Genomic DNA, 24,799 nt, shown 5'->3' on the forward strand with positions numbered 1-24,799 from the left:
CTAGTCAGCACAAGCTTGATATGCTCAGATCAAAGCCAGGGGTAGGGTCGATCGCGCATGTACGTAAGTAGCCTTTCTTTAAGAAATTATCGCAACTTTCGTTCGGCGAAGTTCAAATTTGTAGAAGAGGGGGCTAATACAATAATTGGTGAGAATGCTGCAGGAAAATCAAATGTTTTCAACGCGATGCGGCTCATCCTAGATGAGTCAATTCCATCGAACGCTAGATATCTCGCAGTTAATGACTTCAACCGATCAATCGGCGATCCACGAGGGCACTGGATAGTTATCACGCTTGACTTTGGAGGGCTTGGAGTAACTGATGAGGAGCTGGTCATTGCACAGCACGCGGCACAGCTTACCGGCAACTCAGCGTTCGGAACATACAGCTTCGTATTTAGGCCGAAGTACCACATCAGGAAGCTGCTATTCGATAAAACTCATCTGCTTAGAGGAAGGGCTGAGCGTATCGAAGCTTTGCGCGACATTGTGGGTGGCATCGCCATAGATAAAGAGTATTACGAAGCCGTTGCGTTCACAAGATCGTCGGCTGACTTCAGTTGCGATGATATTTATTCAAAGTTTGTCGGTGATTTTTCTAACGCTAGGTTCCCCGATCCAGATGACGAAGATGCGTCCCAAATTGGGAATTTGAAGCCTGCGTATTTTTCCTTGGTTAAAGAAGTGGCTTGCACCTTTGTAAAGGCTATGCGGAATGTGGTGGCTGATTTAAGGTATGCTCGTAGCAATCCGCTTCTGAGTTTGCTTTCCAAGGCCGGGGGCGGCGAAATTGACGTAGATGACGCTAGGAAAATCGTCAATACTGCAAAGGAGCTAAATTCTCTGATCGGAAGATTGGATCAGATTAGAAGCCTCAGTGGAGGTATACGAAAAACAATATTAGAAGCTGTCGGGCAAACTTATTCTCCGAGCATTGAGATTTCATCGAACGTACCTGAAGAGATGTCGGCATTGATCCAGTCTCTCGGACTATTAGCCGAGGACGGTATCGCCGATGTTGGTACAGGGTCGTTAGACGACATTAGCTTGGGTGGGGCGAACTTAATCTATATCGCTTTGAAGCTTCATGAGTACGAAAGTCAGATAAAGAAAGAAGGGAAGATCGCGCATTTTCTGCTCATTGAGGAGCCAGAGGCTCATATTCATACGCATATACAGAAAACTCTCTTCTCTAGATTTTCCTCTCGTAAAACCCAGATTTTTGTATCAACTCATTCGAGTCAAATAAGCTCGGCTGCACGTCTGTCTGGGACAAATGTTATATCGCGGAAAGCGGGGTGCTCAGAGGTATTTTGGCCGGGCGAGGGCTTAGAGAAAAGTGAGACTATAAGAATCGAACGTTATCTTGACGCGGTCCGCAGCACTCTTCTGTTCGCCAAATCGGTAATCATATGCGAAGGGGACGCGGAGCAAATATTGATACCGTTTCTTGTAAGGCAGGTGTTAGGCGTTTCTCTCGATGAGATGGGCATAAGCCTGCTCTGCATCGACGGGACCGTTTTTACACATGTCGCATCCTTATTTCATTCGCAGCGACTCCGTAACTATTGTGCGATCATCACCGATCAGGATTCGGCGTTCATTCGCGAGCCTACTGAATATGCCAGTCAGAAATATGTTGATCATCTATTGGCCTCGGAGGAATCCGGATTGCAAAGGGCGAGAGTGCTTGCCGAACAATTCGCGAACAATAAATATGTCGCTACTTATTTCTCAAAGAATACATTCGAGGTAGACCTCTTTGCAGCTGGAAATGCCAGTTTATTTATCAAATCAGTAGAGCAAATGTATACTTTGGAGCGTACAAAAAGGGACGTGATTGCTGATCTAACGTCGGTTGATAAGAATCGTCAATACTTTAGGGCGCTGCAGCTGGCTGAGAAGGCCGGTAAAGGCTGGTATGCCCTCCTGCTGAGCGACGGCGTTGATAAGTCTGCACGGATACCAGTTTACATTCTGCGTGCCCTTCGTCATGCCCTCACCGAGCAGGCGACTACTGGGTTATATCGTCAGATGATTGATTATCGCTTGAAAGCAATTGGGTCTTCATTGGCGCATGTTGAGGGTGACGTAGGAGAAGACATTGCCGACATTATTTCCACTTTTGAGGATATGTGCCCACACGACTGTCTTTTGGAACTTTTCAAGTGAGATTGCTCGAATCCCTATCCGAAGAGCAAATGGAGGTTGTCAAGTTTAGTGGCAATATCCTGCTTACGGCCTGCCCGGGTTCTGGTAAAACGAGAACCGTGGCCGCCAAGATTGCCCATCGAATCTCAAGCAGGCGCGGTTTCAATAAGCGCTGGATCCTAGCGATCACACATACTAGGGTTGCCGCAGAGGAGATTCATGAGCGATTAGATAAATCAGGCATCGAAGATTCGCAGCTGTGGATCGGGACAATACATTCGTTTTGTTTGGAATGGATCATAAAGCCATTTGCAGGCCTTAATAAACGTGTCTCAAAAGGGTTTAGGGTCATAGATGAACACGAGCAACGTCAATTAATTCGTAGAATAAAGGCCCAGTTGGGGATAACGAGTTGGGGAGATTTCCCGACTCGTGTTGATCGAAATTTCATGTTGCCAGAAAACTTGCATTCATCGGATCGCGACGCTGCAGTGTTGTATCACGAGGCCCTTTTAAGTGGCCGTCTTATAGACTTCGATCTGATACTTAGTATTGCTCAAAACATGGTTTTGGTCCATCCTGAAATAGGCAGGCGTTTAGCGGGAGTTTTTGAGTCAATAATGGTTGATGAATATCAGGATCTGAGTCAGCAGCAATACGACATAATATCTTCGATAACGCGTGCTGGCATTTCTGAAATTATGCTGGTTGGTGATTCTGATCAGGCAATATTTACTACGTTAGAGGCGGTCGTAAAACGAATTGATGCTCTGAAAGAGCAGTTGTCGCTAAGGGATATGACCGAATTTCATTTAACTGGCTGTTATAGAAGTAGTCAGAAAATTATTGACTTCTATCAACGATTTCAAGAGGTTCCGTATCGCATCGCCAGCCTGAAGCCTAATGTAGATGCGGGCTCAAGCGTCTCATATTGCTTAGATATCGATCGAGCTTTGCTGCCCGGGTACCTTGCCCGCTTGATTGAGGGGCATCTCGAGCGTGGGGTTTCTGCTTCTGAAATTGTAATACTTGCACCCAGCTGGCGTGACGCAGCTTGGGTCGGGAGACAATTGCGCCCTCTGCTTCCCGACATCAAGATTGATTGTCCGAATAGCTCGCCTCTCCCCAATTCCTTTGAAAATCCATGGCATTCCTTGACTCGGTTAATCACGACTCCCGCGGGTCCGGAAAACTATGGCAGGCGTCGTCGTATAGCTCAGGCCGTCTCTTTAGATCTAATGGGAATGGGCGTTGATCTAAAGGGCGCTAATCCGACGCGAGTTATAATGGCAGCAGCCAATTCGGTGAGTAGGCCTTCTGGTGGAGGGATTTCTGATTTCATACGGGGGGCTGTAGAGCAGTTTTGCTCTTCCATCGGAGTTGATATCTCAGCTGCGCCGCAGTTATCAATTAATCTAAATTCCTATTTAGCCGCCCTCGCCGATAGGATAGAATTTTTAGAAGTTGAAGATAATGCTTATAAATTATTTTATGGAGTTCACGCTACGAAAAGCTGCAAGGTGAAGACCTTTCATTCGACGAAGGGTGAGGAGTATGAGGTCGTTATTGCAACTGGGCTTTTAGTGGGAAAGATGCCACATTGGAATGATGTGATCGACAAATCCAAGGCCCACACAGACTACATCACGAATAGACTTCTATATGTTGCAGCATCTAGGGCGATGCATTATCTGCATTTGATTTCGGAGGCCGGTCATCATACTAAACGAGGCGCCCCCTTGCGCCCAACCCCGCAAATTAGATGGGGGGCGACGGATTGAGTTGGTATTGGGATCAGCTCGCACATCTTCGCGCGCTGATGGTCTGTGATGCAGTGCGCAGTATGAGATTTGTGGCGTTCAGGTTTTCCTGGAAGTGCCGATACACGCTCTTCGTGCTAATTGGTAGTGTATGACCATCAATATTATTATTGCCGCATTGGTAGGCGCTCTCTCACCTTTGCCCCAAGAGTATTCCCCAGAGCAGGCTCTGGTAGCATTTGAAATTCTAAAGGATGATGATTTGCAATTTGGGCAGGGTGCAAGTGTAAGTAGGACCATGCCGACTGAAGTTGCACGACTGAGAAGTACCGCTCACCTTGAAACTCGGTGTGGGCCGCTGTTCTCTACTACTGCGAGAAATCTTCCTAATGGATATCTTGTTAGGTTGGAATTTGTTAGTGATAAAATACGTGTGAGTCTGGAGCGGCATGTTCCCCAGAATTTTGATGAGGAGGTCCGAGCATTGAAAAAGGGGCAATGCATGGAAGTAACGCCACTTGATCGGATTGTTTTTGCGGCTAGTTTCGTCATTGACGCTGAGACAAACGATGCAAAGCGGGAAGTTGAACTTGGTGATGGCTACAAGCTGAGATACATCAGCAGCATCGACAGTCGCTAGGGAAATTCTGAACGGAATAATCCTGTCAGGTTTACTTATCTAATCCGGCGCCCCCGCCACCCACCGCAGCATCCGACACCTGCTCCGACCCAATCGCTAGCTGAAGGGCGTGGTGTCGCTTGCCATAGACTTGTACGGCTGCCGAGCTCGCGCGACGTACTTGTTCATTGCTTTACCGGTGACTGAAGCTTATGCCTTGTGCATGCGCCCCTGCGCGTGCGTCTACGCACTACGCTGCCGTTGCCGGTACGATGCATCGCGCGGTGGTGGTGATGCGGTCCATTGCATTCCGCCTGTATGCAATGACCCTAGCCCGGGCGTTATGCAATGCGGGTGGGTCAGGTCGTTTGGTGATCGCTGCACGCTTGGCAGCACACATGGCGCCTTGCATCGAAGGAAACGCACTACAAGGTATTGCTCAAGTCACCCAGCACATCATCCACCTGCTCAGCCAAGTGCTGAAGGCAGTGCGCCCACTGCTGGAGTGGAATGGCCGGCATGCCCATGGCGCCTTCGTCGCGAGCGCGCGGTGTAGCCAAGGTGGCGAGCAGGCGCAGTTGGTCGCGTACGCGCAGCAGGTGGTATTGCGTGCCTTCGGACATCCAGTAACCGGGTTCGTTGTGCATGCCGCTCTCCTTGCCGTGAGGCAGCTCCCGCTGCACTACGCAGCGGGATGCCGGGAGGCTAGAAACCGCACACAGCCGGCGGGCTTATTCCCCTTGCGGGTGTTGTATTCGCCGCCCTCCCGGCGTAGGAACGCCGAGCAGTGCCAGGCCAGATGGCCGAGCACAAAAAACCCACCAAAACTCGGAGGTGGGTACCGCTGTGTGGGGAGTTTCTAGGCTCCGGCTCGAAGTGTGCGGGTGGTGCAGGGCAGGGTCAAGCCGAGGTGACCGTCCGAGTGCGGGGAAGCCGTCTACATAGGAGAATTCTCTGGCTAAGCGCAGCACTGCAATGAGTCGCTGCAACCAGTTGACACACCACCCAACGCGTAGCAATCTCGCTACAAGGAGCCTAGAAACTCCTCACACAGCGGCACCCACCTCCGTCAAACCGGTGGGTTTTTTGTGCCTGCAGTTTCTTGCATGCGTAATCGGCGTGACACTTGCGTCGGAAAGCGGCTAGTGCGAATCCCTTTGGGAAAACGCCCGCCGTCTGTGTGCGGTTTCTAGCCTCCCGACATCCCGTCGCGTCGTGCGACGGGGCTTGTTCGTCAAGGAGGGCTTTGCCATGCGTCGATCCCCATCCCGTTCCACGCCTGCGCGCAAGCGCGCCACGGTGCCGCCGCCCACCGAAGTCGTCTGGCGCTCGCTGGATCCCTCGATCCAGCCGCGGCGCTACCTTGAGCGCACGCCCATCCCCGAACCCCGCGCCGAACCCCGCACACCACGGCGGCCGGGCCGCCCGCGTGCGCCGCAGCAGTGCACCGTCGGCTATGGGTACTATCCCGACAGCCACCAGCGCATTCCCACCCTTCGCCTGCGCGGCCGCTGGCTGGAACAATTGGGCTTTGCCATCGGCAGCAAGCTGCACATCCGCCAGCGCGATGGCGAGCTGGTCATCAGCGTTGTAAGACCCACGCTGATTACGCCGCAGCGCATGCGCGCACCGCATGTGCCCGGCCAGTTACTGGAGACGTCGCATGATGAGTGAGGGCATGACCGGCGCATCGCGTGCAGACCGCCACGGTGTCATCGGCCGGGCGGTCGCGGCACGCGCATACGCCGCAAGCGCGGCGCCGGTTGAGCGATACGGCAGCCGCCCGTGGCGCCACCGCAGCGCCTACGCCGTGCGCGAGCTGCCGGCCCGCGCGCCCATGGCGGGCATCTACGCGCTTGGCCGTTTCACCACGCGCTGGCAGGTGCGCGAGGAGCGCGCACCGCCCAGGGAGCGCTTCGACCAGGCCGTGGTACAGCTGCAGGCGGAGCTGCTCACCTACATGCGGCGGCGCCTGCGCGACCCGCACACCGCCGCCGACCTCGCCCAGGAAGCGCTGCTGCGCATGCTGGCCTACCGCGACACGCCAGACATCCACAGCTACAAGCTGCTGCTGTACCGCATCGCCCACAACGTGGTGCTGGAGCATTGGCGCACGCGCCACCGCAGGCACGCCTCCCGCCATGTGCCGCTGGAGGGCAGCGAACCGCTTGCCGCCGCCGGCACGGCGGTGGACCAGCTGGTGGACGCCCGCCACACCCTGCAGCACCTGCACACCCACACGCTGCCCGCGCTGCCGCCCAAATGCCGCCAGGCCTTCATGCTCAACCGCTTCGACGGCCTCACCTACCCGGAAGTCGCCGCCGTCATGGGCATCTCGGTCAAGATGGTGGAAAAGCACATCAGCCGCGCCCTGGCCGCCTGCCGCGCGGCGGTGGGAGAGTAACGCCAGGGCAATGCATCGCTCGGGTTGGCAATCACGGCCAGTCAAGGCCGTTCACCACCAGGAGCTAGAGTCTCTCCTGGTCCACTCAGGAATCCAACTCGCCGGACTTTATGGAAAATCTCTGCAAGTCTCTTATTGCCGCTTTTGTCTTCTTGGAGTTTTCCGGCAATGACGTCGTTGATCCGGACTCGGCGGTTGCAGCGATGGAGGCGATGACAGCAGAGCTGCAATCTTCATCGGCAGAAGAAAAGGAAGCCCTCACTCGGACATGCGCGCAACAGGCAGCTGCGTTTCGCTCAGCCTCTCACGATGCGCGTATCGCACAGTTCATTGCAGACCTTCCGCAAGCCACAGGCTTGATCGAATACGATGGCTGATAGCTCAATTATTGGCGCTAATCCAGCGTCAGGCGAGGATGGTGTGACGCCGCATTCCGACCGTACACCAGTCGTCGGGCGCCATGAGAGCTCTGTCACTCGCTAGCATCAGGCGTCAAAGCGCATCGACGGAAGTGAGAAAGATTGACGGTAGTCCGTGACTCGGCAAGGATCCTCGCCCTATTTGGAATTTCTTTTCCTGGGTCGCGTCATTTTATTCTTACCGACGCCGCTTCGCTCATCGTTAAAACTCTAGGTATCCCATGAAACAACGTGTGGTGTTTGTAGATGTTGATGACACATTGGTTCGCACCTTCGGCACCAAACGCATTCCCATGCCGCCTGTCATCGCCCGCGTGCGGGAGTTGCACCAGCAAGGAGTAGCGCTTTACCTCTGGAGTTCCGGGGGCGCAGAGTATGCCCGCGACTCGGCAGTGGAGCTGGGCATCGAAGAGTGCTTCGAAGGCTTCTTGCCCAAGCCAGATGTTTACTTGGACGACCAGCCCGTTCATGAGTGGCGCTACTGCCAGCACGTGCTCCCAGGCAATGCTAACGACGCATAACGAGGCATCAAACTAGCTGCTCGGACAGGTGCTACAGGCACTGTGCCCATTGCTGCAGCGGAATCGCAGTTGCATCTAGCGTGCTGGCATTTGGTGCGGTACAGCCGCCCAGCTGGCAGCGTCCAACCTGTGTCGCGTTACTGCAGCGTTGCGTGGATGGCCGCTGCAGTTGGTGCATAGGGCGAGGGCGGCTGGCGCGCGGCGTTCTGCGTACCGAACGAAGCGAGCAGGAAGAGCAGCCCCAACACGGCCGGTACCGTGTCCTTGGGCTTGCGCACACCCAGATGCGCCATGCCCGACAACAGCAGATGGTAGAACATGCCGGCGTAGGCCAGATCGCTCAACGCGGTGTTGAAGCGCCACACAATCGCCACCGGGCCCAGGATCTTGATGACGATCATCCAGGGCACCAGCAACGGTGCCGAATACCCCAGCTCGGCTTGCGCCTTGCGCACGAACTCGCCCTTGGCCAGATACATGCCGGCAGAAGCCAGGTACAACAGGCACAGCAGTGCGGTACTGATCCAGTAAATAGAAATGCTCATGGTGTTTGCCAGTCAATATTTAAATGCAACCGGGCATCAGAATGTCGCCTAAGATATCGATTGAAAAGTAGGATGAATCACCAGGGCTTAGTATGAAAAAGCAGACCATTGAGGACGGCGAGCACAACATGCACGAACAGATGCGTCGCGCATTTGCGTTGCTGTCTGGCAAATGGAAGCTGGAAATCATGTGGCTGCTCAATCAGCGCGTGTATCGCTTCGGCGAGCTGCGCAAGGCCATCCCCGGTGTTACCCAACACATGCTCACGGCGCAATTGCGCGAGCTGGAAGCAGATGGCCTGGTCACGCGCACCGTGTTTGCGCAGGTGCCACCGCGCGTGGAATACGCCATCACGCCAAAGGCGCGCGGACTGGGCCCGACGATGGAAGCGCTGACCGCGTGGTGGCAGCAACATGGCGACAGCGTTGCGAAGCGGCCCGCTGCACGCGGGCGCAAGGCCGGCGTTTAGGAGGAAGCCCAGGGAGTGCGTTGTGCGCGTGCACGTGTCTTGATCACCGTTGCGGCGACGTGCACACACTCCTGGCCGTCAGCCTGGTAACTCAAAAATCATTTCCAAACCCTAAAATGCCAACGCCCCGATCATGTCGGGGCGTTGGTGCGATCTCTCGCCGAAGTGGAATCCACCGTCTACGTCGTGCGTGACGCCTGACGGCCAATCCACTGCTTCAGCGCGGCGGGCGTAATGCCTGCCTATAGTGCTGACTTGCCAGCGTTACTTGGCGGCGTCGCGCACTTTGTCGGCGACCTGGCCAGCCTTGTTCTGCACCTTGCCGACATTCTTTTCGGCAGCGCCTTCCAGCTCGGTGCTCTTGTCGCCGGTGACACGGCCAACGGTTTCCTTGATGGAACCCTTGACCTGCTTGGCGGTACCTTCGATACGGTTCTTGTCCACGGGGTGCCTCATACGGTTGGGGATGTTGCAGCCCAGTCTGTACCCGCAGGACGTGAGTGCGACGTGGGCATGCCGTCATCCCCGCGTCAGCACGCCCAGCTGGCGCGCAGCGCCACCGCGGGGCACGCGCGCGTCTGCACGGCTTGCTGAGGTCGCTGCGTGCAACAATGCGCGCACTTTCCGCCAGGCAATGCCGTCACGTGAGCACACAGCGCCCCGCCACCGAGTCCGCCGGCCTAGAGTTTCTTGCGGGGGGCGGCGAGATGGGCGCGTTGATGCGCACACACGACTGGGCCGCCACGCCGCTGGGGGCACCGGAGACCTGGCCACAGTCGCTGCGTTCGTCGTTGTCGGTGGTGCTCAACTCCACCCTGCTCGGTGCGGTGCTGTGGGGGCCGGAGCTGCGCATGTTCTACAACGACGTGTACGTGCAATCGATGGGCGACCGTCATCCGCAGGCGCTGGGCCAGCCGGTGACCGAGGTGTGGAAGGAAACCTACGCGCCTATCGCGCAGGACTTCGCCCGGGTGATGCAAACCGGTGAGGGCTTCGGCCAGGGAGTCATCGCCTTGCCGATGCTGCGCAACGGCGTCAACGAGATGACCTACTGGAATGCCACCGCCTCGCCGATCCGCGGCGAAGACGGCAGCATCGTGGGGCTGATGAATATCGCCATCGAAACCACCGCACAGGTGGCGGCCGACCGCAACCGCGACATCCAGCACGCGATGTTGAGCAACGAGAACACCCACCTGGTGCACGAGGTGGTCAACCGCACCAGCGAGCGCGATCGCGCGCTGGAGGCGGAAACCGTGGCGCGCCGCAATGCCGAGCGCGTGCAGCTGGCGCTGGCGGCCGGGGCGATCATCGGTACCTGGATCTGGGACTTGCCCACCGACGCGTTTTCGGTGGACGAGGCGTTTGCGCAGAACTTCGGCTTCGATCCGTCCACCAGCCGCAGCGGCCTGTCGCTGGAGCAGGTGATCCAGACCGTGCACCCGGACGACCGCGAGGGGCTGCGCGTGGCCATTGGCGAAGCACTCGCCCGCGGCGGTGCCTACGCGCACCAGTACCGGGTCAAGCGGCGCGACGGAAAGTACTACTGGCTGGAAGCCAATGGCCGGGTCGAAAAGGGCGCCGATGGCACGCCGCTGCGCTTTCCCGGCGTGTTGCTGGACATCGAGGCGCGCCACGCGCTGTCGGAAGAGCGCGACCGCGCGCTGGCGGCACTGCGCGAGCTGAGCGACACGCTGGAGCAGCGGGTCACCGAGCGCACGCGCGAGCTGATGACGGTGGAAGAGGCGCTGCGCCAATCGCAGAAGATGGAAGCGGTGGGGCAGCTCACCGGCGGGCTGGCGCACGACTTCAACAATCTGTTGGCAGGCATTTCCGGCGCGCTGGAGCTGATGAGCCTGCGCATCGAACAAGGCCGCTTCCGCGACCTGGAGCGTTACGTGGCCACCGCGCAGGGCGCCACCACGCGCGCGGCCGCGCTGACCCACCGGCTGCTGGCATTTGCGCGGCGGCAGACGCTGTTGCCCAAGCCGACCAACGTCAACCGGCTGGTGGTGGACATGCTGGAGCTGATCCAGCGCACGGTGGGCCCGGGGATCTGTGTGGAAAACCTTGCCGCGGCCGAGCTGTGGCTGGCCCTGGTGGATGCGCCGCAGCTGGAGAACGCGCTGCTCAACCTGTGCATCAACGCGCGCGATGCAATGCCCGACGGCGGGCGCCTGTGCGTGCAGACCAGCAACCGCCGGATCGACCGCGAGATGGGCCAGCAGCTGGGCATGCCGGAAGGCCACTACCTGTCGCTGTGCGTGAGCGATACCGGCACCGGCATGCCGCCGGACGTGGTGGCGCGCGCGTTCGATCCGTTCTTCACCACCAAGCCGATCGGCGAGGGCACCGGCCTGGGCCTGTCGATGATCTACGGGTTTGCCAAGCAATCCGGCGGGCAGGTGCGCATCCATTCGGAAGTGGGCAAGGGTTCGACGGTGTGCATCTACCTGCCGCGGCATGCCGGTGCCGACGACAGCAGCGACGGCGGTGCCGCCACGCTGGAACTGGCGCCCTCGCTGGCCGGCGAAACTGTGTTGATCGTCGATGACGAACCGTCCATCCGCCTGCTGTTCACCGAGGTGCTGGAAGAGCTGGGCTACACCGTGCTGGAAGCCGGCGACAGCGCCACCGGGCTGGGCATCCTGCAGTCGCCGGCGCGCATCGACCTGCTGATCAGCGACGTGGGCCTGCCCGGCGGCATGAATGGCCGGCAGATGGCCGACGCCGCGCGTGTGGGCCGGCCCAGGCTCAAGGTGCTGTTCATCACCGGCTTTGCCGAACACGCGCAGTTGAACGACCGCCACCTGGAACCGGGTATGGCGGTGCTGGCCAAGCCGTTCAGCGTCAGCCTGCTGGCGGCGCGGGTCAAGGAGATGATTGCGAGCGATTGCTGAGCGGTGGTGCTGCGCATGCGCTTATCAGGGCACATGCGTATCGCGACCGGGCCGGCCTCACTCCACGCTGGCGGCGACCAGCCGTTGCCATAGCGCGGCGTTGGCCGCGTGGTCCGGCTCCAGCGTGGACAGCACACTGAGCGCATGCTCCTCCTGCTCGGCACCGTGGCGGGCGAGCATGGCCAGCGCGGCGGCCAGCCGGCCGTAACGCAATGCCATGCCGAGCGAGCTGGTGAGCAGGGTGGTGTCGTGCTCGGGGCGTTGCTCGTCCAGCGCGGTGCCCAGCGCGGCGGGCAGGTCCCAGGTGGTGGCAATGGTCTTGGCGACGGCGGCGGTGTGGCGTTCGACCAGCGCGGCGGCCACTTCCAGGCTGTAGGGCAGGTTCGGGCGCTCGGCATAGGCATCGCGCAGCACGCGCAGGATCACCACCGCGCCCAGGCCTTGCAGCAGGCCGGCCAGCTGCGCCGACAAGGTGTCGCCACCGCGCTCGCGCATGTAGGCGGCTGCTGCAGCCGCGGTCCGCAGGGCGTAGTCCCACACCGCCGCCGGCAGGCGCGCGTACAGGCCGCCTTCCAGGCTCAGCACCGGCTGCATCACGGCGGCGGCAACGATCTGGCGCACGCCCTCGGTGCCGATATGCACCACGGCCCGCTCCAGGCTTTCCAGCGGGCCGCCTTGCGGGCGATACAGCGCGCTGTTGGCGATGCGCAGCAGGTTGGCGGCCAGCGCCGGGTCCTGCGCGATGATCGCGGCGATGCCGCGGCCGGAAGCATCCGGGTCGTTGACCGCGCGCATCAGCTGCGGCAACAACTGCGGGCGGCGCGGCAACAGCTGCGGGCGTAGGTCCACGTGGTCGAGCGCAGCGCCGACCGCCGCCAGCACCGCGGCCTGGGCCGGGTCGGTCGGCAGGTGGCCGTCGGCCAGCGCCGGGGTGGACATCACCGCGGCATACATGCGGCGCAGCAGCGGCTGCATCGGTGGCGGCCCGGACGGCAGGGGCTGTGCTGCAGCGGCATGCGCCTGGGCCTGCGGCGGCGCCGGCACCTGCTCAGCCGCCGGCTGCGGCACGTGCGGCGCTGCTGCGGCATGCGTGACGGTGGCAGACGCTGCAGAGGCAGCCGTGGTGCGCGCGCGCTGGCGCAGCAGCAGCCAGGCGACGACGCCGGCGAGTCCCAGGCCGGCAAGCAGTCCGGCGGCAAGCAGCAACACAATCACAAAGGTCCAGGAGTCGTCCGATCGGTGCAGCGACTATCCGCGAAGCCGGTGTTGACGGCAATGCAGGCGTGCGGCGGCGTGCGATGCCAATGGCGCCCGCCACGCGCGCGCGTCAGGGCCGGATACCGGCAATGACCTGCTGCACTGCAGCGATGAGTAGGGTGTCTTCAAGTTGACTGCTGCGCTGCACGTGGCCCTAACGCCGCAGGCCGCACTATGCGTCACCAGCTGTGCAGCCCTAGAGCATCTAGGCAGCTTAAAGGGTGCAGGCATCCGCAGTTGGACCACTTTCGATACGAAGACACCGCGCACTGCGCGGTGTCTTCGTTTGTGGATGGCGATGGGCAAGCGCGCGGCATCGCTTGCGGCAGCATCGCGGCACAGGCGCGCTACAGCGTGCCCTGTTTCCACAGCCGCACGATCGCGGCCGGTGCATGTTCTTCGGGGATGCGCAGCGGCTCGCTGGCACCGTCCCAGGCAATGCTGAAATAACGGCGATCGCCGCCACCGGCCTGCGGGCGCGGCAGCGCATGCACCAGGCACTGGTCCAGCAAGGTGCGCAGCTGCAGGCGCTGCGCCTCGTCCAGGTCATCCATCACCAGCTGGCGTTCGCGCCGCATGGCGGGGAAGGCGGCCACCCCGCCTTCGCGTGCCAGCCGCAAGGTCACGCCTGCATCCACCGGCGGACGCTGTGGACTCATGCCAGCACGCCCACGTCGCGCCAGGCCTGTTGCACCGCGGTTGCCTCGGCACTGCCGGCACCGTAGTCCGCACCGGCAATGCTGACGGTGAGCGCGGCAAAGGTGGCGAAGTCCGCACCGGCGGCCAGGTTGCCGCCGCTGAGCGCGCGGTACCAGATGCGCCCGGCCTTCTCCCAGGCGTAGCCACCGATGGCCACGGCCGCGCGATAGAACGCGTGATTGGGAATGCCGGAGTTGTAGTGCACGCCGCCATCGTCCTCTTGTGTGTCGACGTAGCCGGCCATGCTGGCCGGTTGCGGATCCTTGCCCAGGGCCGGGTCATCGTACGCCGTGCCGGGGGCGCGCATCGAGCGCAGGCCCACGCCGTTGATGCCGGGCATCAACAAGCCGGCGCCGATGATCCAGTCCGCCTCGCTTGCCTGCTGCTGCAATGTGTACTGCTTGATCAACACGCCGAACACATCCGACAGCGACTCGTTCAAGGCACCGGACTGGCCCTGGTAGATCAGGTTGGCGGTGCGCTCGGTCACGCCGTGGGTCAGCTCGTGGCCCACCACGTCGATGGCGATGGTGAAGCGGTTGAAGACCTCGCCATCGCCATCGCCGAACACCATCTGCTCGCCGTTCCAGAAGGCGTTGTCGTAGCCGCGCTCGTAATGCACGGTGCCGATCAACGGCATGCCGTCGCCGTCGATGGAATTGCGCCCGTACACCGTCTGGAAGAAGTCGTGCGTGGCGCCGAGATAATCGTAGGCCTCGCTCACCGCCACATCGTCGGTGGCGGCAGCGCCTTCGGCACGCACCAGGGTACCGGGCAGCGCGGTGCCTTGTTGGGCATCGTAGATCTGCCGCTGCACGGCCTGCGCGGTGGGCGTGCTGGCAGCATCGGCGGCCAGCGCCTGGGCGCGTGCGAGCAGGCCGAGCGCGCGCTGCTGGCGCAGCTGCGCGGTGATCTGCCGCGACAACAGCGCGCACTGGCGCGCACGCTCGGGCGCGGCCTGGGCCACGTGGTCCAGCAGGTACGGCGGCAGGATGCCGGCACGGCGTGGCGTGACGAATGCAGACATAAGCGACCTCCACAATGGGCTGCGCCCGCGACTATGCCGAGGCCGGCTTTAGGAATTCGTTAGGTCGGTGCACGATGCGCCGCGTGCAGGCATCGCGATAGGCCTGGCGTTCATTCCAGCTGCGACAAGGCCTGCTGGATCGGCGTCTGCCCGTCGATGAAGCCCACCGTCTTGCCGATGGTGGCCGGCATGGCCAACGCTGCGGCGATGACCTGCGCCACGTTGGCGCGCGACACGCCGCCATCGGCATCGCTGCCCGGATCGCGGGTGATGCGGCCGCTTGGCGGCTCCTGCGTGAGCCGCCCCGGCCCCAGCACGGTCCAGTCCAGCGCGGTGGTGCGCAGCTGCGCATCGGCGGCGGCCTTGGCCTGCGCGTAGGCGAAGAAGCCATCGTCCGGGCCAATGCCGTGTTCCAGCCCGGCACCGAGATAGGACACCATCACGTAGCGGCGCACGCGTGCCTGCGCGGCGGCATGCATCGACCGGATCGCCGCATCGCGGTCCACCGCATAGGTGCGTGCCGCATCGCCGCCACCGGCGCCGGCCGACCACACCACCGCATCGTGGCCGGCCAGTTGCGCGGCGATCGCATCAGTGTCGGCATGTTCGATATCGAACACCTGCGGGGTGGCGCCGTCGGCAATCACATCGTCTGCGTGTGCAGGATTGCGAAACAGTGCGGTGACCGAGTGCCCACCGCGCACCAGCAACGGCGTCAGCAGACGCGCGACCTTGCCATGGCCACCGATTACGACGATACGCGACATTCCAACCTCCAAGACGGTGCGCCATGACGGCGCGGGCTGCACGCATCCTCGCCAACCTGGCGCTAAGGCAGCGTGGATGGGCGTGGAGAGGCGCTCCGTATGCGCATGCACTTGCAGGTGCGTGGATTCGATCCAGCGGGTGCTTGCGTAGTGCGGCGCCATGGCGATTGCCCTGCGCATCACGCGAGCAGGCGCGTGCGATGCACCGCATCGACCGGGCGGCATCGCGCAGCCTTGCCGGCATCCCCGTCACCGGCATGCAGGGCGCAGATGCACCACCTGCCTGCCGCACATCTGGGACACTACGCGCCACAACGTCCGGAATGCCTATGTCCAACTCAATCGATACCGACCTACGTCCACGCGTTGGCTGCGGCGCGTTTATCCGCCGCGCCGATGGCCGCCTGCTGCTGGTGCAGCGCGGGCGTGCGCCCGAGCAAGGCCATTGGGGCCTGCCCGGCGGCAAGGTGGACTGGATGGAAGCGGTGGAACACGCGGTGGTGCGCGAAGTGCTGGAAGAAACCGGCCTGCACGTGCAGCTGCAAGGCGTGCTGTGCATCGTCAGCTACTTCGAGCCGGACCTGACGCCGCCGCAGCATTGGGTTGCGCCGGTGTATCTGGCCGCGATCCAGGGCAGCGAGCACGCCGAGCGCCGCGAGCCCGAGGCGATCGCCGACATCGGCTGGTTCGCACTGGACGCACTGCCGTCGCCACTGACCACCTCCACGCTGCAGGCATTGCAGCATCTGCCACCAACCGCAGCGTCGACACCTGCCGCCTGAGCGCATGACTTCAGTGCATGCGTCGATGCACCGGCACGCGCCGTGGCGGTGCCGGTGGTCGCGATGTCGATGTCCGCCGGATGTAAGCAAACGCATTAACCTGCCTGCGATAGCGACCGCTCGCGCACGCTTGATGCGATGGTCCGATTGCACGCTGTGGTGTGCGTAGTTGCAGCATTTGCGTTACATCGTGTCGTTACATGCAGCGCCATTATCTGCACGCGATGCAAGCCGGCCGCTGACGGTATCCTTGGCGGTTCGACTTGCCTGGGAGGGCACTGCATGACACGTCATTGGTTGAACAAGACGCTGGCGCTCACGTTGATCTGTACCGCGTGCAGCGTGCACGCAACCGCCGCCGAGCCGGCACCACCGGCGGCCGCGTCGGCCCCCGATGGCATCCGGCATGTGCCCGCATTCGACCTGCCGGTGTCGGAGTATCTGAGCCCGGCTGCGCGTGCGCATATGGCCGCCGGGGTGGCCCGTGCCGATCCGTTGGACAAGGCCGACAACGCCACCTTGCTCAAGCAATTGCCGAGCATCCGCGCCGACACCGAGCGTTGGGCCAAAGGCGTGATTGCGCAGCTGCGCACGCGCTACGCGGTGGAGATCACGCCCGAAACCTGGAACGGCGTGCCGGTGCTGCGGGTGGAGCCGCGCACGCGCACACCCGAGCAGGCCAAGCGCATGTTGATCGAACTGCATGGCGGTAGCTTCGTGATGGGCAGCGCGGCCTCGTTCGGCTTGATGGAAGCCATTCCGCTGGCGGCAATGACCGGCATGACCGTGGTCGCGGTGGATTACCGCATGGGGCCCGAGCACCATTTCCCGGCCGCCAGCGAGGATGTGGCGGCGGTGTATCGCGCCGCGCTCAAGACCTATGCGCCAGAGCGCATCGGCCTGTTCGGTTGTTCGGCAGGCGGCGTGCTCACCGGTGAATCGCTGGCGTGGTTCGCCAAGGAGAAGCTGCCGATGCCGGCGGCGGCCGGGCTGTTCTGCGCCGCAGGCGATGCGCGCTACCGTGGCGATTCGCGCATTGTGGTGGCGGCAGTCAACGATGCCTTGTTGCCGGACAAGGCCGGTGCGTTGCCGATCTGGGAAGACCTGTACTACGGCGACAACGTGGACTTCCACGATCCGCTGGTGTCGCCGGTGTTTTCCGATGCGGTACTGCGGCAGTTCCCGCCGACGCTGTTTCTGACCGCCACGCGTGCTGCCGAGCTGAGCAATGCCGCCTACACGCATGCGCGCCTGGTGGATCTGGGCCGCGAATCGGACCTGCATGTGTGGGATGGGTTGGGGCACGCCTTCCACCTCACCAATGCACTGCCGGAGAGCCAGCAGGCGCTGCGGGTGGCCGCGCGTTTCTTCAGCAAGCACCTGGGCCTGCCGCCGCCGCCGCTGGCCGCACCACGCTAACGCCACGCTGACACCGGCTAGGCGCGGCGCTTACATCCTCTCACCTAGGTTGAGGCCGACTGGCGTTGCACATGCAGCGCCGTTCTATCAGGAGAATCGAATGAGTCTGCAAATTCCTCAGGGTGCGTTGGTGGTGGTGGCCGATGGCGGCGAAGCGCGCTGGTTCACCAACACCGGGAACGAAGCCAAGGTGGTGCTGCGCCAGCACGCGCGCACCGATGTGCAGAACGTCGACGACGATGGCCCGGCCGGCAAGGCGCCGCAGGATCTCAGCGAGGCGGACATGGACGAAATGACCTTCGCCAAGCAGCTGTCGCACGCCTTGAACGATGGCGCGCTGAAGCACGAGTACACGCATCTGGTGCTGGTCGCCGACCCGACCACGCTGGGCCGCGTGCGCCCGCTGCTGCACAAGGAAACCCAGCAGCGCCTGGTCGGTGACCTGGCCAAGGACCTGACCAACCTGCCGCTGGAAGAGATCCAGCGGGCACTGTCGTAAGCATACCGGAGCGGCTAGACGATGGGGTTTGTTCGCGACTACGCCACCCAGGCGCCCGAACGCAGCGAGGTGGATGCACAGGCCGGTCTGCAGGTACTGGAGTTCGGCACCGACTGGTGCGGCCACTGCATTGCCGCGCAACCGCTGCTGCAGAAACTGCTGGGTGGCGTGGCGGCGCTCGACTACCGCAAGATCGAAGATGGAAAAGGGCGGCCCCTGGGCCGCTCGTTCCGCGTCAGGTTATGGCCGACCATCATCCTGCTGCGCGACGGCGTGGAAGTGGCGCGCGCGGTGCGCCCGCAGACGCGCGAGGATCTGCAGCCGCTGCTGTCGCAGTTGGGTGAGGCGCTGGTGTAAGCATGCACAGCGACTGATCGGGGGCATGCACTACGGCAGGACATGCGCAGTGCGCTGAGGGCGCAATGTACGCGCCAAACACGCCAACTGCCTTGAAACAGGCAGTTTTCCGCGCTTCTGCCGTCGCGCGGCTGCAGCGATCTGCGCGCTGTAGTACCATAACGGGCTGATCAAGCCCTTGGGCATTGCCCATCCCTTGGTCGTCTGTCCCGCAGCGTCGCTGAGTCCACGCGGCCGTCCGGGAATGCCTCCGGCGTCATCTTGTGCATGTGCCATTGCCATGCCTGCGTGATGCGCCGTGTCCTGTGCGTTGCCAGGGCGAGCGGGCAGCGATGGCCGCACATGGAGACACAACACATGCACGACACGCGCGCGATTGCCTCGCACTTCGGTTGGTTCAAGCGCCGCCGCCAACTGCAACTGGACGAAGTCACCGTGGTGGACCGCGGCATGCTGCGCAAGGCGGTGGGCGCCGCCGCGCTGGGCAATGCGATGGAATGGTTCGACTTCGGCGTGTACGGCTATCTGGCGGTGACGTTGGGTCAGGTGTTCTTCCCGGCCAGCAATCCCACCGCGCAGTTGATCGCCACCTTTGCCACCTTCACTGTCGCCTTCCTGGTGCGGCCGATCGGCGGGCTGGTGTTCGGCCCGCTCGGTGACCGCTACGGGCGGCAGAAGGTATTGGCCGCGACCATGATCCTGATGGCCCTGGGTACCTTCAGCATCGGCCTGATTCCGTCCTACGCCAAGATCGGTCTGTGGGCACCGGCGCTGCTGTTGCTGGCGCGGCTGTTGCAGGGGTTTTCCACCGGTGGCGAATACGGCGGCGCGGCGACCTTCATCGCCGAATACGCCACCGACCGCAATCGTGGATTGATGGGCAGCTGGCTGGAATTCGGCACCCTGGGCGGCTATATCGCCGGCGCCGCCACGGTAACGGCGTTGCACATGACGGTGACCCAGGCGCAGATGCTCGACTGGGGCTGGCGTGTGCCGTTCCTGATTGCCGGCCCGCTGGGCCTGCTGGGCCTGTACATGCGTATGAAACTGGAAGAAACCCCGGCATTTCGCGCCTATACCGAGCAATCCGAACAACGCGAGCGCGAAACCGCCGCGCAGGGCCTGCTGACGATGCTGCGCCTGCACTGGCCGCAGTTGCTCAAGTGCGTGGGCCTGGTGCTGGTGTTCAACGTCACCGACTACATGCTGCTGACCTACATGCCCAGCTATCTCAGCGTGACCATGGGCTATGCCGAGAGCAAGGGCCTGTTGCTGATCATTCTGGTGATGCTGGTGATGATGCCGCTCAACATCGTCGGCGGCCTGTTCAGCGACAGGCTGGGCCGCCGGCCGATGATCATCGGCGCCTGCATCGCGTTGTTCGCGCTGGCCATCCCCTGCCTGCTGCTGATCGGCAGCGGCCACGACGGCTTGATCTTCGCCGGCCTGATGCTGCTCGGCCTGGCGCTGGTGTGCTTCACCAGTTCGATGCCGTCCACGCTGCCGGCGCTGTTCTACACCCCGGTGCGCTACAGCGCGTTGTCGATCGCCTTCAACGTGTCGGTGTCATTGTTCGGCGGCACCACGCCGCTGGTGACCGCCTGGCTGGTGGAGCGCAGCGGCGACCCGCTGGTGCCGGCGTACTACCTGATGGGCGCGGCGGCGATCGGCCTGGTGACCATGCTGTTCGTGCGCGAAACCGCCGGCCTGCCGCTGCGCGGCTCGCCGCCGGCGGTGGCCACCGATGCCGAGGCGCGCGCATTGCTGCGCAGCGACAGCCCGGTGACGGTGGATGCGCAGCTGCCCGGCAGCACGGCGCCTGCCATGGGCCAGCCGCATACGGCGTAAGCGGACCCGGCGTGAGCGAGCGGTCCGCTATGTCGCCATCGGGGACGACAGTTGGCACGCCAGGGCGCCTGGCTTGATGGATCGGCGTCTACCGTGTCGCCCTTATGCCAGCGAGCGGCCGTGACATCAGCCGCCACTAGCGCAGCGTGCGACCGCCGCTGTTAGGCAGCTCGGGGCTGCGCATATCGACCGACGGCATGCCTTCGCCGGTTTCCACATAGCGCTTGAGACTGCTGCCCAGGAAGAAGCGCCAGCCGCGTGCGCAGGCCTCTTTGCAGGGCGAGTCGCGATAGCCGGAGTGTTCGAACTCCACCTGCGTGCCCTGGCTGGTGGAGCGCAGGTCAAAACGCATCACCGTGCCCTTCCAGGCGTCGGTGTCGAGCATGTTGGAGGCGTGGCAACGCCAGCGCACCAGGCGGTAGTCGGCACCGTCGTCGATGCTCAGCTCCACCCGCCAGCCCTGCCGGCTCCAGTCCAGCCGCACCCGGTTCTCGACCAGGCTCACCTCGCGCGTCCACCAGCGCGCCAGCTGCATGGGCTCGGACAATGCGGCGCAGACCACTTCCGGCGCGGCCGCAATGACGATGCTGTGGCGGATCTCACGATTCATCTGTTCGGCATTAGCTGCTTGAACCCCGATGATGGCGCATTTTGCCAGCCAATTGCAGGATGGTGTTTTTCGCTTGCCGAGTTCGCTCGTCCGGCGCTCACATGGCGCTGGGTACCATCGCCGCAAGCCCCCAACGACGAAGAGCAGGCATGACGACGCTTCCGATCCCGGTGATGGACGTTGCCGCGCAACGCGATCTGGCCACCGCGCACGCGCTGTTGGAAAACCCCGGCGTGGCCGCCCGACTGGCCAATGCAATGGGCGCGCCGATCGAGAGCCTGATCACCCGACGGCTGCCGAAGCTGGTCACCCGCAGCATCGACGGCGTGACCCGCCGCGCGCTGCAGGTGGCGATGAAATCGGCATTACTGAGCCTGCGCGGCAAGACCGATCTGCAGCAGCCTGCGTCCACCGCACGCCACACCATGGCGGTGGCTGTCGCCGGTGGTGCCGGCGGATTCTTCGGCCTGCCCGGGCTGTTGGTGGAGCTGCCGGTGACCACGACGGTGATGTTGCGCTCCATCGCCGATATCGCCCGTTCCGAAGGCGAATCGCTGCAGGATCCGGACACCGCGCTGGCCTGCCTGGAAGTGCTGGCGCATGGCGGGCGCAGTGTCGGCGACGATGGCGCCGAATCGGGCTACTTCGCGGTACGCGCGGCGATGGCGCAGCAACTCAGCGCTGCGGCGCAATACGTTGCCGCACACGGGTTTGCCAGCAAGGGCGCGCCGGTGCTGGTGTCGCTGGTGTCGCGCGTTGCGGCCAAGTTCTCGGTCAATGTCGGCGAAAAACTCGCCGTGCAGGCAGTGCCGCTGGTCGGTGCGGTGAGCGGCGCAACCCTCAATACGGTGTTCATGCGCCACTTCCAGGCGATGGCGCGCGGGCACTTCATCGTGCGCCGGCTGGAGCGGCGCTATGGCGAGGACGCGGTGCGACGTGCGTATGACGCATTGCCGGCGGCGCGTTGAACCTAACGCCCCGCGGTGCCGCGCATCTGCGGCGGGCAAGCTGCAAGCGCCATCCAGGCAACCTGCAAGCAACAGCGGAATTTGCGGGCCTGCGTTGATGCACGCGCACGCGCATGCGGGCGCGGCGCCGCATCGATGCCGTCGTGCGCACTGCGCAATGTCGCTTGCGCGCGCGACAATCGGGTTCGCTCTTCCTGGACGTCTTCCATGACCAAACCCTTTTCGCCAGCCTCCGCACGCAACCGCGACCCGATCCTGGAGGTGTTGCAACGGCACTTTGCCGACCGCCGCAATGTGCTGGAAATCGGCGCCGGGACCGGGCAACACGCGGTACATTTTGCGGCGGCGATGCCGTGGTTGCGCTGGCAGGCCAGCGATCATGCCGACCATCTGCCGGGCATGACGCAGTGGCTGGACGAGGCGGCATTACCGAATACGCCGCCACCGATTGCATTGCAGGCGGTGCTGACGCCGACACCGGGCCTGGCGCCCACGCCGCCATTGCCGCCTGCGCAGGCGGGCGAGCCTGCCGGCTACGACGCGGTCTACAGCGCCAATACCTTGCACATCATGGGCTGGCCGCAGGTGCAGGCGTTGTTTGCGGGGTTGCCGGCGGTGATGGCGCCGGATGCGCTGCTGGTGGTGTATGGGCCGTTCAACCGCGATGGCCAATTCACCAGCCAGAGCAATCGCGCGTTCGATGCGATGTTGCGCGAACGCGATCCCGCATCGGGCATTCGCGATGCCGAAGCGGTGGATGCACTGGCGGTGTCGGTGGGCTTGCAGTTGATCGACGATGTGGCGTTGCCGGCGAACAACTGTTGCCGGGTGTGGTCGCGCCAGTCGCGTTGAATGTGGCACCAAGACGTTGCTGACATTGCAGCACGGCTGTTTCCCAAATCAATGCATTTCAAGTGCGACTGTTTGAAAGCAGCACCGCACGCGATCTTGCGCTGATGTGGCCGTGCACTGCCGCAGTCAGCGCCTGCGTCGTTCCAGCCACCACAGTGCTGCGGCCAGCGTGAGCCAGGCCAGCAGCCAGGGCCATCGGGCGCCGGGCTGTGCTGTTGGCGCGCCGACGCTTGCGGGAGCGTCGACGGCGGCCATTGCAACGGTGGCGTCGCGGGTCTGCTGGGTGTGCAGCGCGGGGGCATCGCCGGGCGCGCGGACATAGAGCCAGCGCTGTTCGGTGCCGGTCTGCAGACGATGCCAGCCTGCGGTGGCCGGCCAATAGGCGGCGCAGGCCCGGGTGCCGCTGGCGGGATCGATCAGCAGTCCCTGGGGCGTGCCGGTGGGGCCGATGACAGCCGCGTCCGCGGCGACACCGCACAGCGTCATGCGGTGTTGCGACCAGCCAGTCTGCACCGCAGCCGGCGCGCTGCCGCCTGCGCGGGCGACAGCGCTCACCAGCTGCGCCCACAGCGCGGCATGCAGGTCGCTGCGGCCGGCCAGGACCAGGGCAAAGCTGTCTTCGATCAGGCCGATGCCGATGCGGCCGCGGCCTTGCGGCCGCCACCAGCCCAACGCGCTGCCGTCGTCTGCGCGTGCGGCGATCACGGCGTCGGCCTGTTGCGGCTGCAGGGTGCGGCGTTGCAGGGGCGGCAGTGGCGCGGCGTCGGCCGGTGCTGCGGCTGGGTCGCTGGCGCCGGGCGATGCCACCAGCGAGCGCGGCGCGGGGACCGCTGCGCTGGTGCTGCCGCCTGTCACGGCCAGGCCCAGCTCGCCGAGCGCGGCGCGGGCGGCAGCATCCAGGGGGCCGTCGGTGCGCACCAGCACGCCCAGGCCGCGGCCGATCGCGGCGCGCACGCCCTGGCGCTGCGCGTTGCCCAGGGCGACCAGGCGGCGCTGGTCGATGACCAGCAGGTCCAGCGTATCCAGGCTGGCGGCATCCAGTGCAGCGCCCTCGCCCAGTTGCACGCCGGGGCCGACGGCGATCTGGCTGCGCACCTGCATGCCAGCATCGCTGGCCCAGCGGCGCAGGTATTTCAGTTCCGGCTGCGGCGCGCCGGCCAGCAACAGCACGCGTGCGGACGGCATTGCGGCGATCAGCACCGGCACCTGCACGCGGCCGCGTTCGGCGCCTGCGCCGTCGCGCAGGCGCAGCGCGAACAGCACCTGCCCCGGTGCACGCGCCTGGCCACGCAGCTGCACCTGGCCGGCTGCATCGGCGGTGGCGGTGTCGGCCACCTGCCCGGCCGGGTCCAGCAGTTCCACCCGCGCGCCCGGCAGGTCCTGCACGCGCGCGCTGATGGCGATGCGTTCGCCCGGTGCGACCGGCGGCGGCGTGGAGACGGCGACCAGACCGGTCGGCACCGGAGCCAGCGCCAGCCGCACAGGGACGCGCAGGCCGTCGCGGTCGCGCGCCGGCAGGCCGCTGCCATGCACGACCAGCGCGGTGGTGCCGGGCGCGCGCCGCAACGCGGTGGCCAGGTCCGGCACGCGTGCCACGCCCGGCAAGGCGGGTGCCTCGGGCAGCGCGACCCACGGCGCAGCAGTCGGGCGAACCTGGTCTGCCTGGGTGCCTGCGGTGGCGACATGCAGTTCGCTCGCACTGCCGGCGCGCGGCGGCGGCAGCAGCACCGGGTAGAGCAGGCCGGCCAGGAGCGGTTGGGCGGCAAGCAACAGCCACAGCCGCGCGCGTGGTTGCCGGACATGTGCGCGCAGCAGCCGGAACCAGCTCAGCATCACCAGCAGCAACAAGGCACTGCCGACCAGCCAGGGCAGCGCGAGCGTCATGCCTGCGGCTCCGCTTGCGTACATCCAGCCTGCCGTGGCCC

At 63.3% G+C, this 24,799-nt stretch carries 25 protein-coding genes; 16 read left to right on the forward strand and 9 right to left on the reverse strand.

Going from position 1 to position 24,799, the window contains the following annotated elements:
- Window positions 1-57 precede the first annotated feature (57 nt).
- From DGN21_RS00310 to DGN21_RS00320, 3 genes are all read left to right on the forward strand, one after another.
- Window positions 58-2,172 carry an AAA family ATPase gene (locus DGN21_RS00310; RefSeq protein ID WP_215825059.1) on the forward strand — a complete coding sequence of 705 codons (2,115 nt, stop codon included), beginning with the start codon at window positions 58-60 and terminating at the stop codon, window positions 2,170-2,172.
- Complete coding sequence (locus DGN21_RS00315) at window positions 2,169-3,932, forward strand: ATP-dependent helicase (protein ID WP_215825060.1); 1,764 nt, start codon at window positions 2,169-2,171, stop codon at window positions 3,930-3,932. The genes DGN21_RS00310 and DGN21_RS00315 overlap by 4 nt, the downstream gene beginning before the upstream one ends.
- Before the next feature lie 130 nt (window positions 3,933-4,062).
- The gene (locus DGN21_RS00320) at window positions 4,063-4,551 is read left to right on the forward strand and encodes a hypothetical protein (RefSeq protein ID WP_215825061.1); all 489 of its coding nucleotides are present in this window, start codon (window positions 4,063-4,065) and stop codon (window positions 4,549-4,551) included.
- Window positions 4,552-4,955: 404 nt separating this feature from the next.
- On the opposite strand, the gene DGN21_RS00325 is transcribed toward DGN21_RS00320, so the two are convergent.
- Window positions 4,956-5,177 carry a hypothetical protein gene (locus DGN21_RS00325; RefSeq protein WP_215825062.1) on the reverse strand — a complete coding sequence of 74 codons (222 nt, stop codon included), beginning with the start codon at window positions 5,175-5,177 and terminating at the stop codon, window positions 4,956-4,958.
- A gap of 604 nt (window positions 5,178-5,781) precedes the next feature.
- Here DGN21_RS00325 and DGN21_RS00330 point away from each other — a divergent pair.
- The 4 genes from DGN21_RS00330 to DGN21_RS00345 all read left to right on the forward strand — a co-directional run bounded on the left by DGN21_RS00330 (window position 5,782) and on the right by DGN21_RS00345 (window position 7,874).
- Window positions 5,782-6,204, forward strand: a complete 423-nt coding sequence (locus DGN21_RS00330; protein WP_215825224.1) for a SymE family type I addiction module toxin — start codon at window positions 5,782-5,784, stop codon at window positions 6,202-6,204.
- Between the two features lie 4 nt (window positions 6,205-6,208).
- Window positions 6,209-6,934, forward strand: a complete 726-nt coding sequence (locus tag DGN21_RS00335) for an RNA polymerase sigma factor (protein WP_215825063.1) — start codon at window positions 6,209-6,211, stop codon at window positions 6,932-6,934.
- Window positions 6,935-7,044: 110 nt separating this feature from the next.
- Window positions 7,045-7,311 (forward strand): hypothetical protein, encoded by a 267-nt coding sequence (locus DGN21_RS00340; RefSeq protein ID WP_215825064.1) that lies wholly within the window; start codon window positions 7,045-7,047, stop codon window positions 7,309-7,311.
- A 263-nt stretch (window positions 7,312-7,574) separates the two neighbouring features.
- A complete protein-coding gene (locus DGN21_RS00345) occupies window positions 7,575-7,874 on the forward strand; it encodes a DUF705 domain-containing protein (RefSeq protein ID WP_104594126.1) in 300 nt (99 codons plus the stop codon).
- A 137-nt stretch (window positions 7,875-8,011) separates the two neighbouring features.
- Here DGN21_RS00345 and DGN21_RS00350 read toward each other — a convergent pair whose 3' ends face one another.
- Window positions 8,012-8,419 carry a DoxX family protein gene (locus DGN21_RS00350; protein ID WP_054591769.1) on the reverse strand — a complete coding sequence of 136 codons (408 nt, stop codon included), beginning with the start codon at window positions 8,417-8,419 and terminating at the stop codon, window positions 8,012-8,014.
- Between the two features lie 92 nt (window positions 8,420-8,511).
- Here DGN21_RS00350 and DGN21_RS00355 point away from each other — a divergent pair, with 92 nt between their 5' ends.
- Window positions 8,512-8,889, forward strand: coding sequence for a helix-turn-helix domain-containing protein (locus DGN21_RS00355; protein WP_039517994.1), 378 nt, complete (start codon window positions 8,512-8,514; stop codon window positions 8,887-8,889).
- 264 nt (window positions 8,890-9,153) lie between these two features.
- Here DGN21_RS00355 and DGN21_RS00360 read toward each other — a convergent pair whose 3' ends face one another.
- The gene (locus tag DGN21_RS00360) at window positions 9,154-9,333 is read right to left on the reverse strand and encodes a CsbD family protein (protein ID WP_016902944.1); all 180 of its coding nucleotides are present in this window, start codon (window positions 9,331-9,333) and stop codon (window positions 9,154-9,156) included.
- Between the two features lie 167 nt (window positions 9,334-9,500).
- Here DGN21_RS00360 and DGN21_RS00365 point away from each other — a divergent pair, with 167 nt between their 5' ends.
- Window positions 9,501-11,789 (forward strand): hybrid sensor histidine kinase/response regulator, encoded by a 2,289-nt coding sequence (locus DGN21_RS00365; protein WP_215825065.1) that lies wholly within the window; start codon window positions 9,501-9,503, stop codon window positions 11,787-11,789.
- Between the two features lie 57 nt (window positions 11,790-11,846).
- On the opposite strand, the gene DGN21_RS00370 is transcribed toward DGN21_RS00365, so the two are convergent.
- The 4 genes from DGN21_RS00370 to DGN21_RS00385 form a co-directional block, all read right to left on the reverse strand.
- Window positions 11,847-13,004, reverse strand: a complete 1,158-nt coding sequence (locus DGN21_RS00370; protein ID WP_215825066.1) for an HDOD domain-containing protein — start codon at window positions 13,002-13,004, stop codon at window positions 11,847-11,849.
- 389 nt (window positions 13,005-13,393) lie between these two features.
- Window positions 13,394-13,705 carry a protealysin inhibitor emfourin gene (locus tag DGN21_RS00375; RefSeq protein ID WP_026064425.1) on the reverse strand — a complete coding sequence of 104 codons (312 nt, stop codon included), beginning with the start codon at window positions 13,703-13,705 and terminating at the stop codon, window positions 13,394-13,396.
- Entirely contained in the window at window positions 13,702-14,772 is a 1,071-nt protein-coding gene (locus DGN21_RS00380; RefSeq protein ID WP_126966845.1) for a M4 family metallopeptidase, read from the reverse strand. Before DGN21_RS00380 ends, DGN21_RS00375 begins: the two co-directional genes overlap by 4 nt.
- Before the next feature lie 110 nt (window positions 14,773-14,882).
- Complete coding sequence (locus DGN21_RS00385; protein ID WP_126966846.1) at window positions 14,883-15,539, reverse strand: SDR family oxidoreductase; 657 nt, start codon at window positions 15,537-15,539, stop codon at window positions 14,883-14,885.
- Window positions 15,540-15,862: 323 nt separating this feature from the next.
- Between DGN21_RS00385 and DGN21_RS00390 the strand changes: the two genes are divergently transcribed.
- From DGN21_RS00390 to proP, 5 genes are all read left to right on the forward strand, one after another.
- A complete protein-coding gene (locus tag DGN21_RS00390; RefSeq protein WP_126966847.1) occupies window positions 15,863-16,321 on the forward strand; it encodes an NUDIX domain-containing protein in 459 nt (152 codons plus the stop codon).
- A gap of 282 nt (window positions 16,322-16,603) precedes the next feature.
- Window positions 16,604-17,740 carry an alpha/beta hydrolase gene (locus DGN21_RS00395; RefSeq protein WP_164738957.1) on the forward strand — a complete coding sequence of 379 codons (1,137 nt, stop codon included), beginning with the start codon at window positions 16,604-16,606 and terminating at the stop codon, window positions 17,738-17,740.
- Window positions 17,741-17,840: 100 nt separating this feature from the next.
- The gene (locus DGN21_RS00400) at window positions 17,841-18,239 is read left to right on the forward strand and encodes a host attachment family protein (protein ID WP_016902952.1); all 399 of its coding nucleotides are present in this window, start codon (window positions 17,841-17,843) and stop codon (window positions 18,237-18,239) included.
- A 21-nt stretch (window positions 18,240-18,260) separates the two neighbouring features.
- Window positions 18,261-18,596, forward strand: coding sequence for a thioredoxin family protein (locus tag DGN21_RS00405; RefSeq protein WP_046345236.1), 336 nt, complete (start codon window positions 18,261-18,263; stop codon window positions 18,594-18,596).
- A gap of 357 nt (window positions 18,597-18,953) precedes the next feature.
- Window positions 18,954-20,444, forward strand: a complete 1,491-nt coding sequence (gene proP / locus DGN21_RS00410; protein WP_047126467.1) for a glycine betaine/L-proline transporter ProP — start codon at window positions 18,954-18,956, stop codon at window positions 20,442-20,444.
- Window positions 20,445-20,580: 136 nt separating this feature from the next.
- On the opposite strand, the gene DGN21_RS00415 is transcribed toward proP, so the two are convergent.
- A complete protein-coding gene (locus DGN21_RS00415) occupies window positions 20,581-21,054 on the reverse strand; it encodes an SRPBCC domain-containing protein (RefSeq protein WP_126966848.1) in 474 nt (157 codons plus the stop codon).
- Window positions 21,055-21,227: 173 nt separating this feature from the next.
- On the opposite strand from DGN21_RS00415, the gene DGN21_RS00420 reads away from it, so the two are divergent.
- Together DGN21_RS00420 and DGN21_RS00425 are read left to right on the forward strand one after the other, a co-directional pair.
- Window positions 21,228-22,022, forward strand: a complete 795-nt coding sequence (locus tag DGN21_RS00420; protein WP_046345239.1) for an EcsC family protein — start codon at window positions 21,228-21,230, stop codon at window positions 22,020-22,022.
- A gap of 207 nt (window positions 22,023-22,229) precedes the next feature.
- Window positions 22,230-22,874: a DUF938 domain-containing protein gene (locus tag DGN21_RS00425; protein WP_126966849.1), complete on the forward strand. Its 645-nt coding sequence runs from the start codon at window positions 22,230-22,232 to the stop codon at window positions 22,872-22,874.
- A 126-nt stretch (window positions 22,875-23,000) separates the two neighbouring features.
- On the opposite strand, the gene DGN21_RS00430 is transcribed toward DGN21_RS00425, so the two are convergent.
- On the reverse strand, window positions 23,001-24,758 hold the full coding sequence (locus DGN21_RS00430) for a carboxypeptidase regulatory-like domain-containing protein (RefSeq protein ID WP_126966850.1): 1,758 nt from the start codon (window positions 24,756-24,758) through the stop codon (window positions 23,001-23,003).
- Window positions 24,759-24,799 lie beyond the last annotated feature (41 nt).

This window comes from Xanthomonas sp. MLO165, from assembly GCF_018831305.1.
Classification (GTDB): Bacteria; Pseudomonadota; Gammaproteobacteria; order Xanthomonadales; family Xanthomonadaceae; genus Xanthomonas; species Xanthomonas arboricola.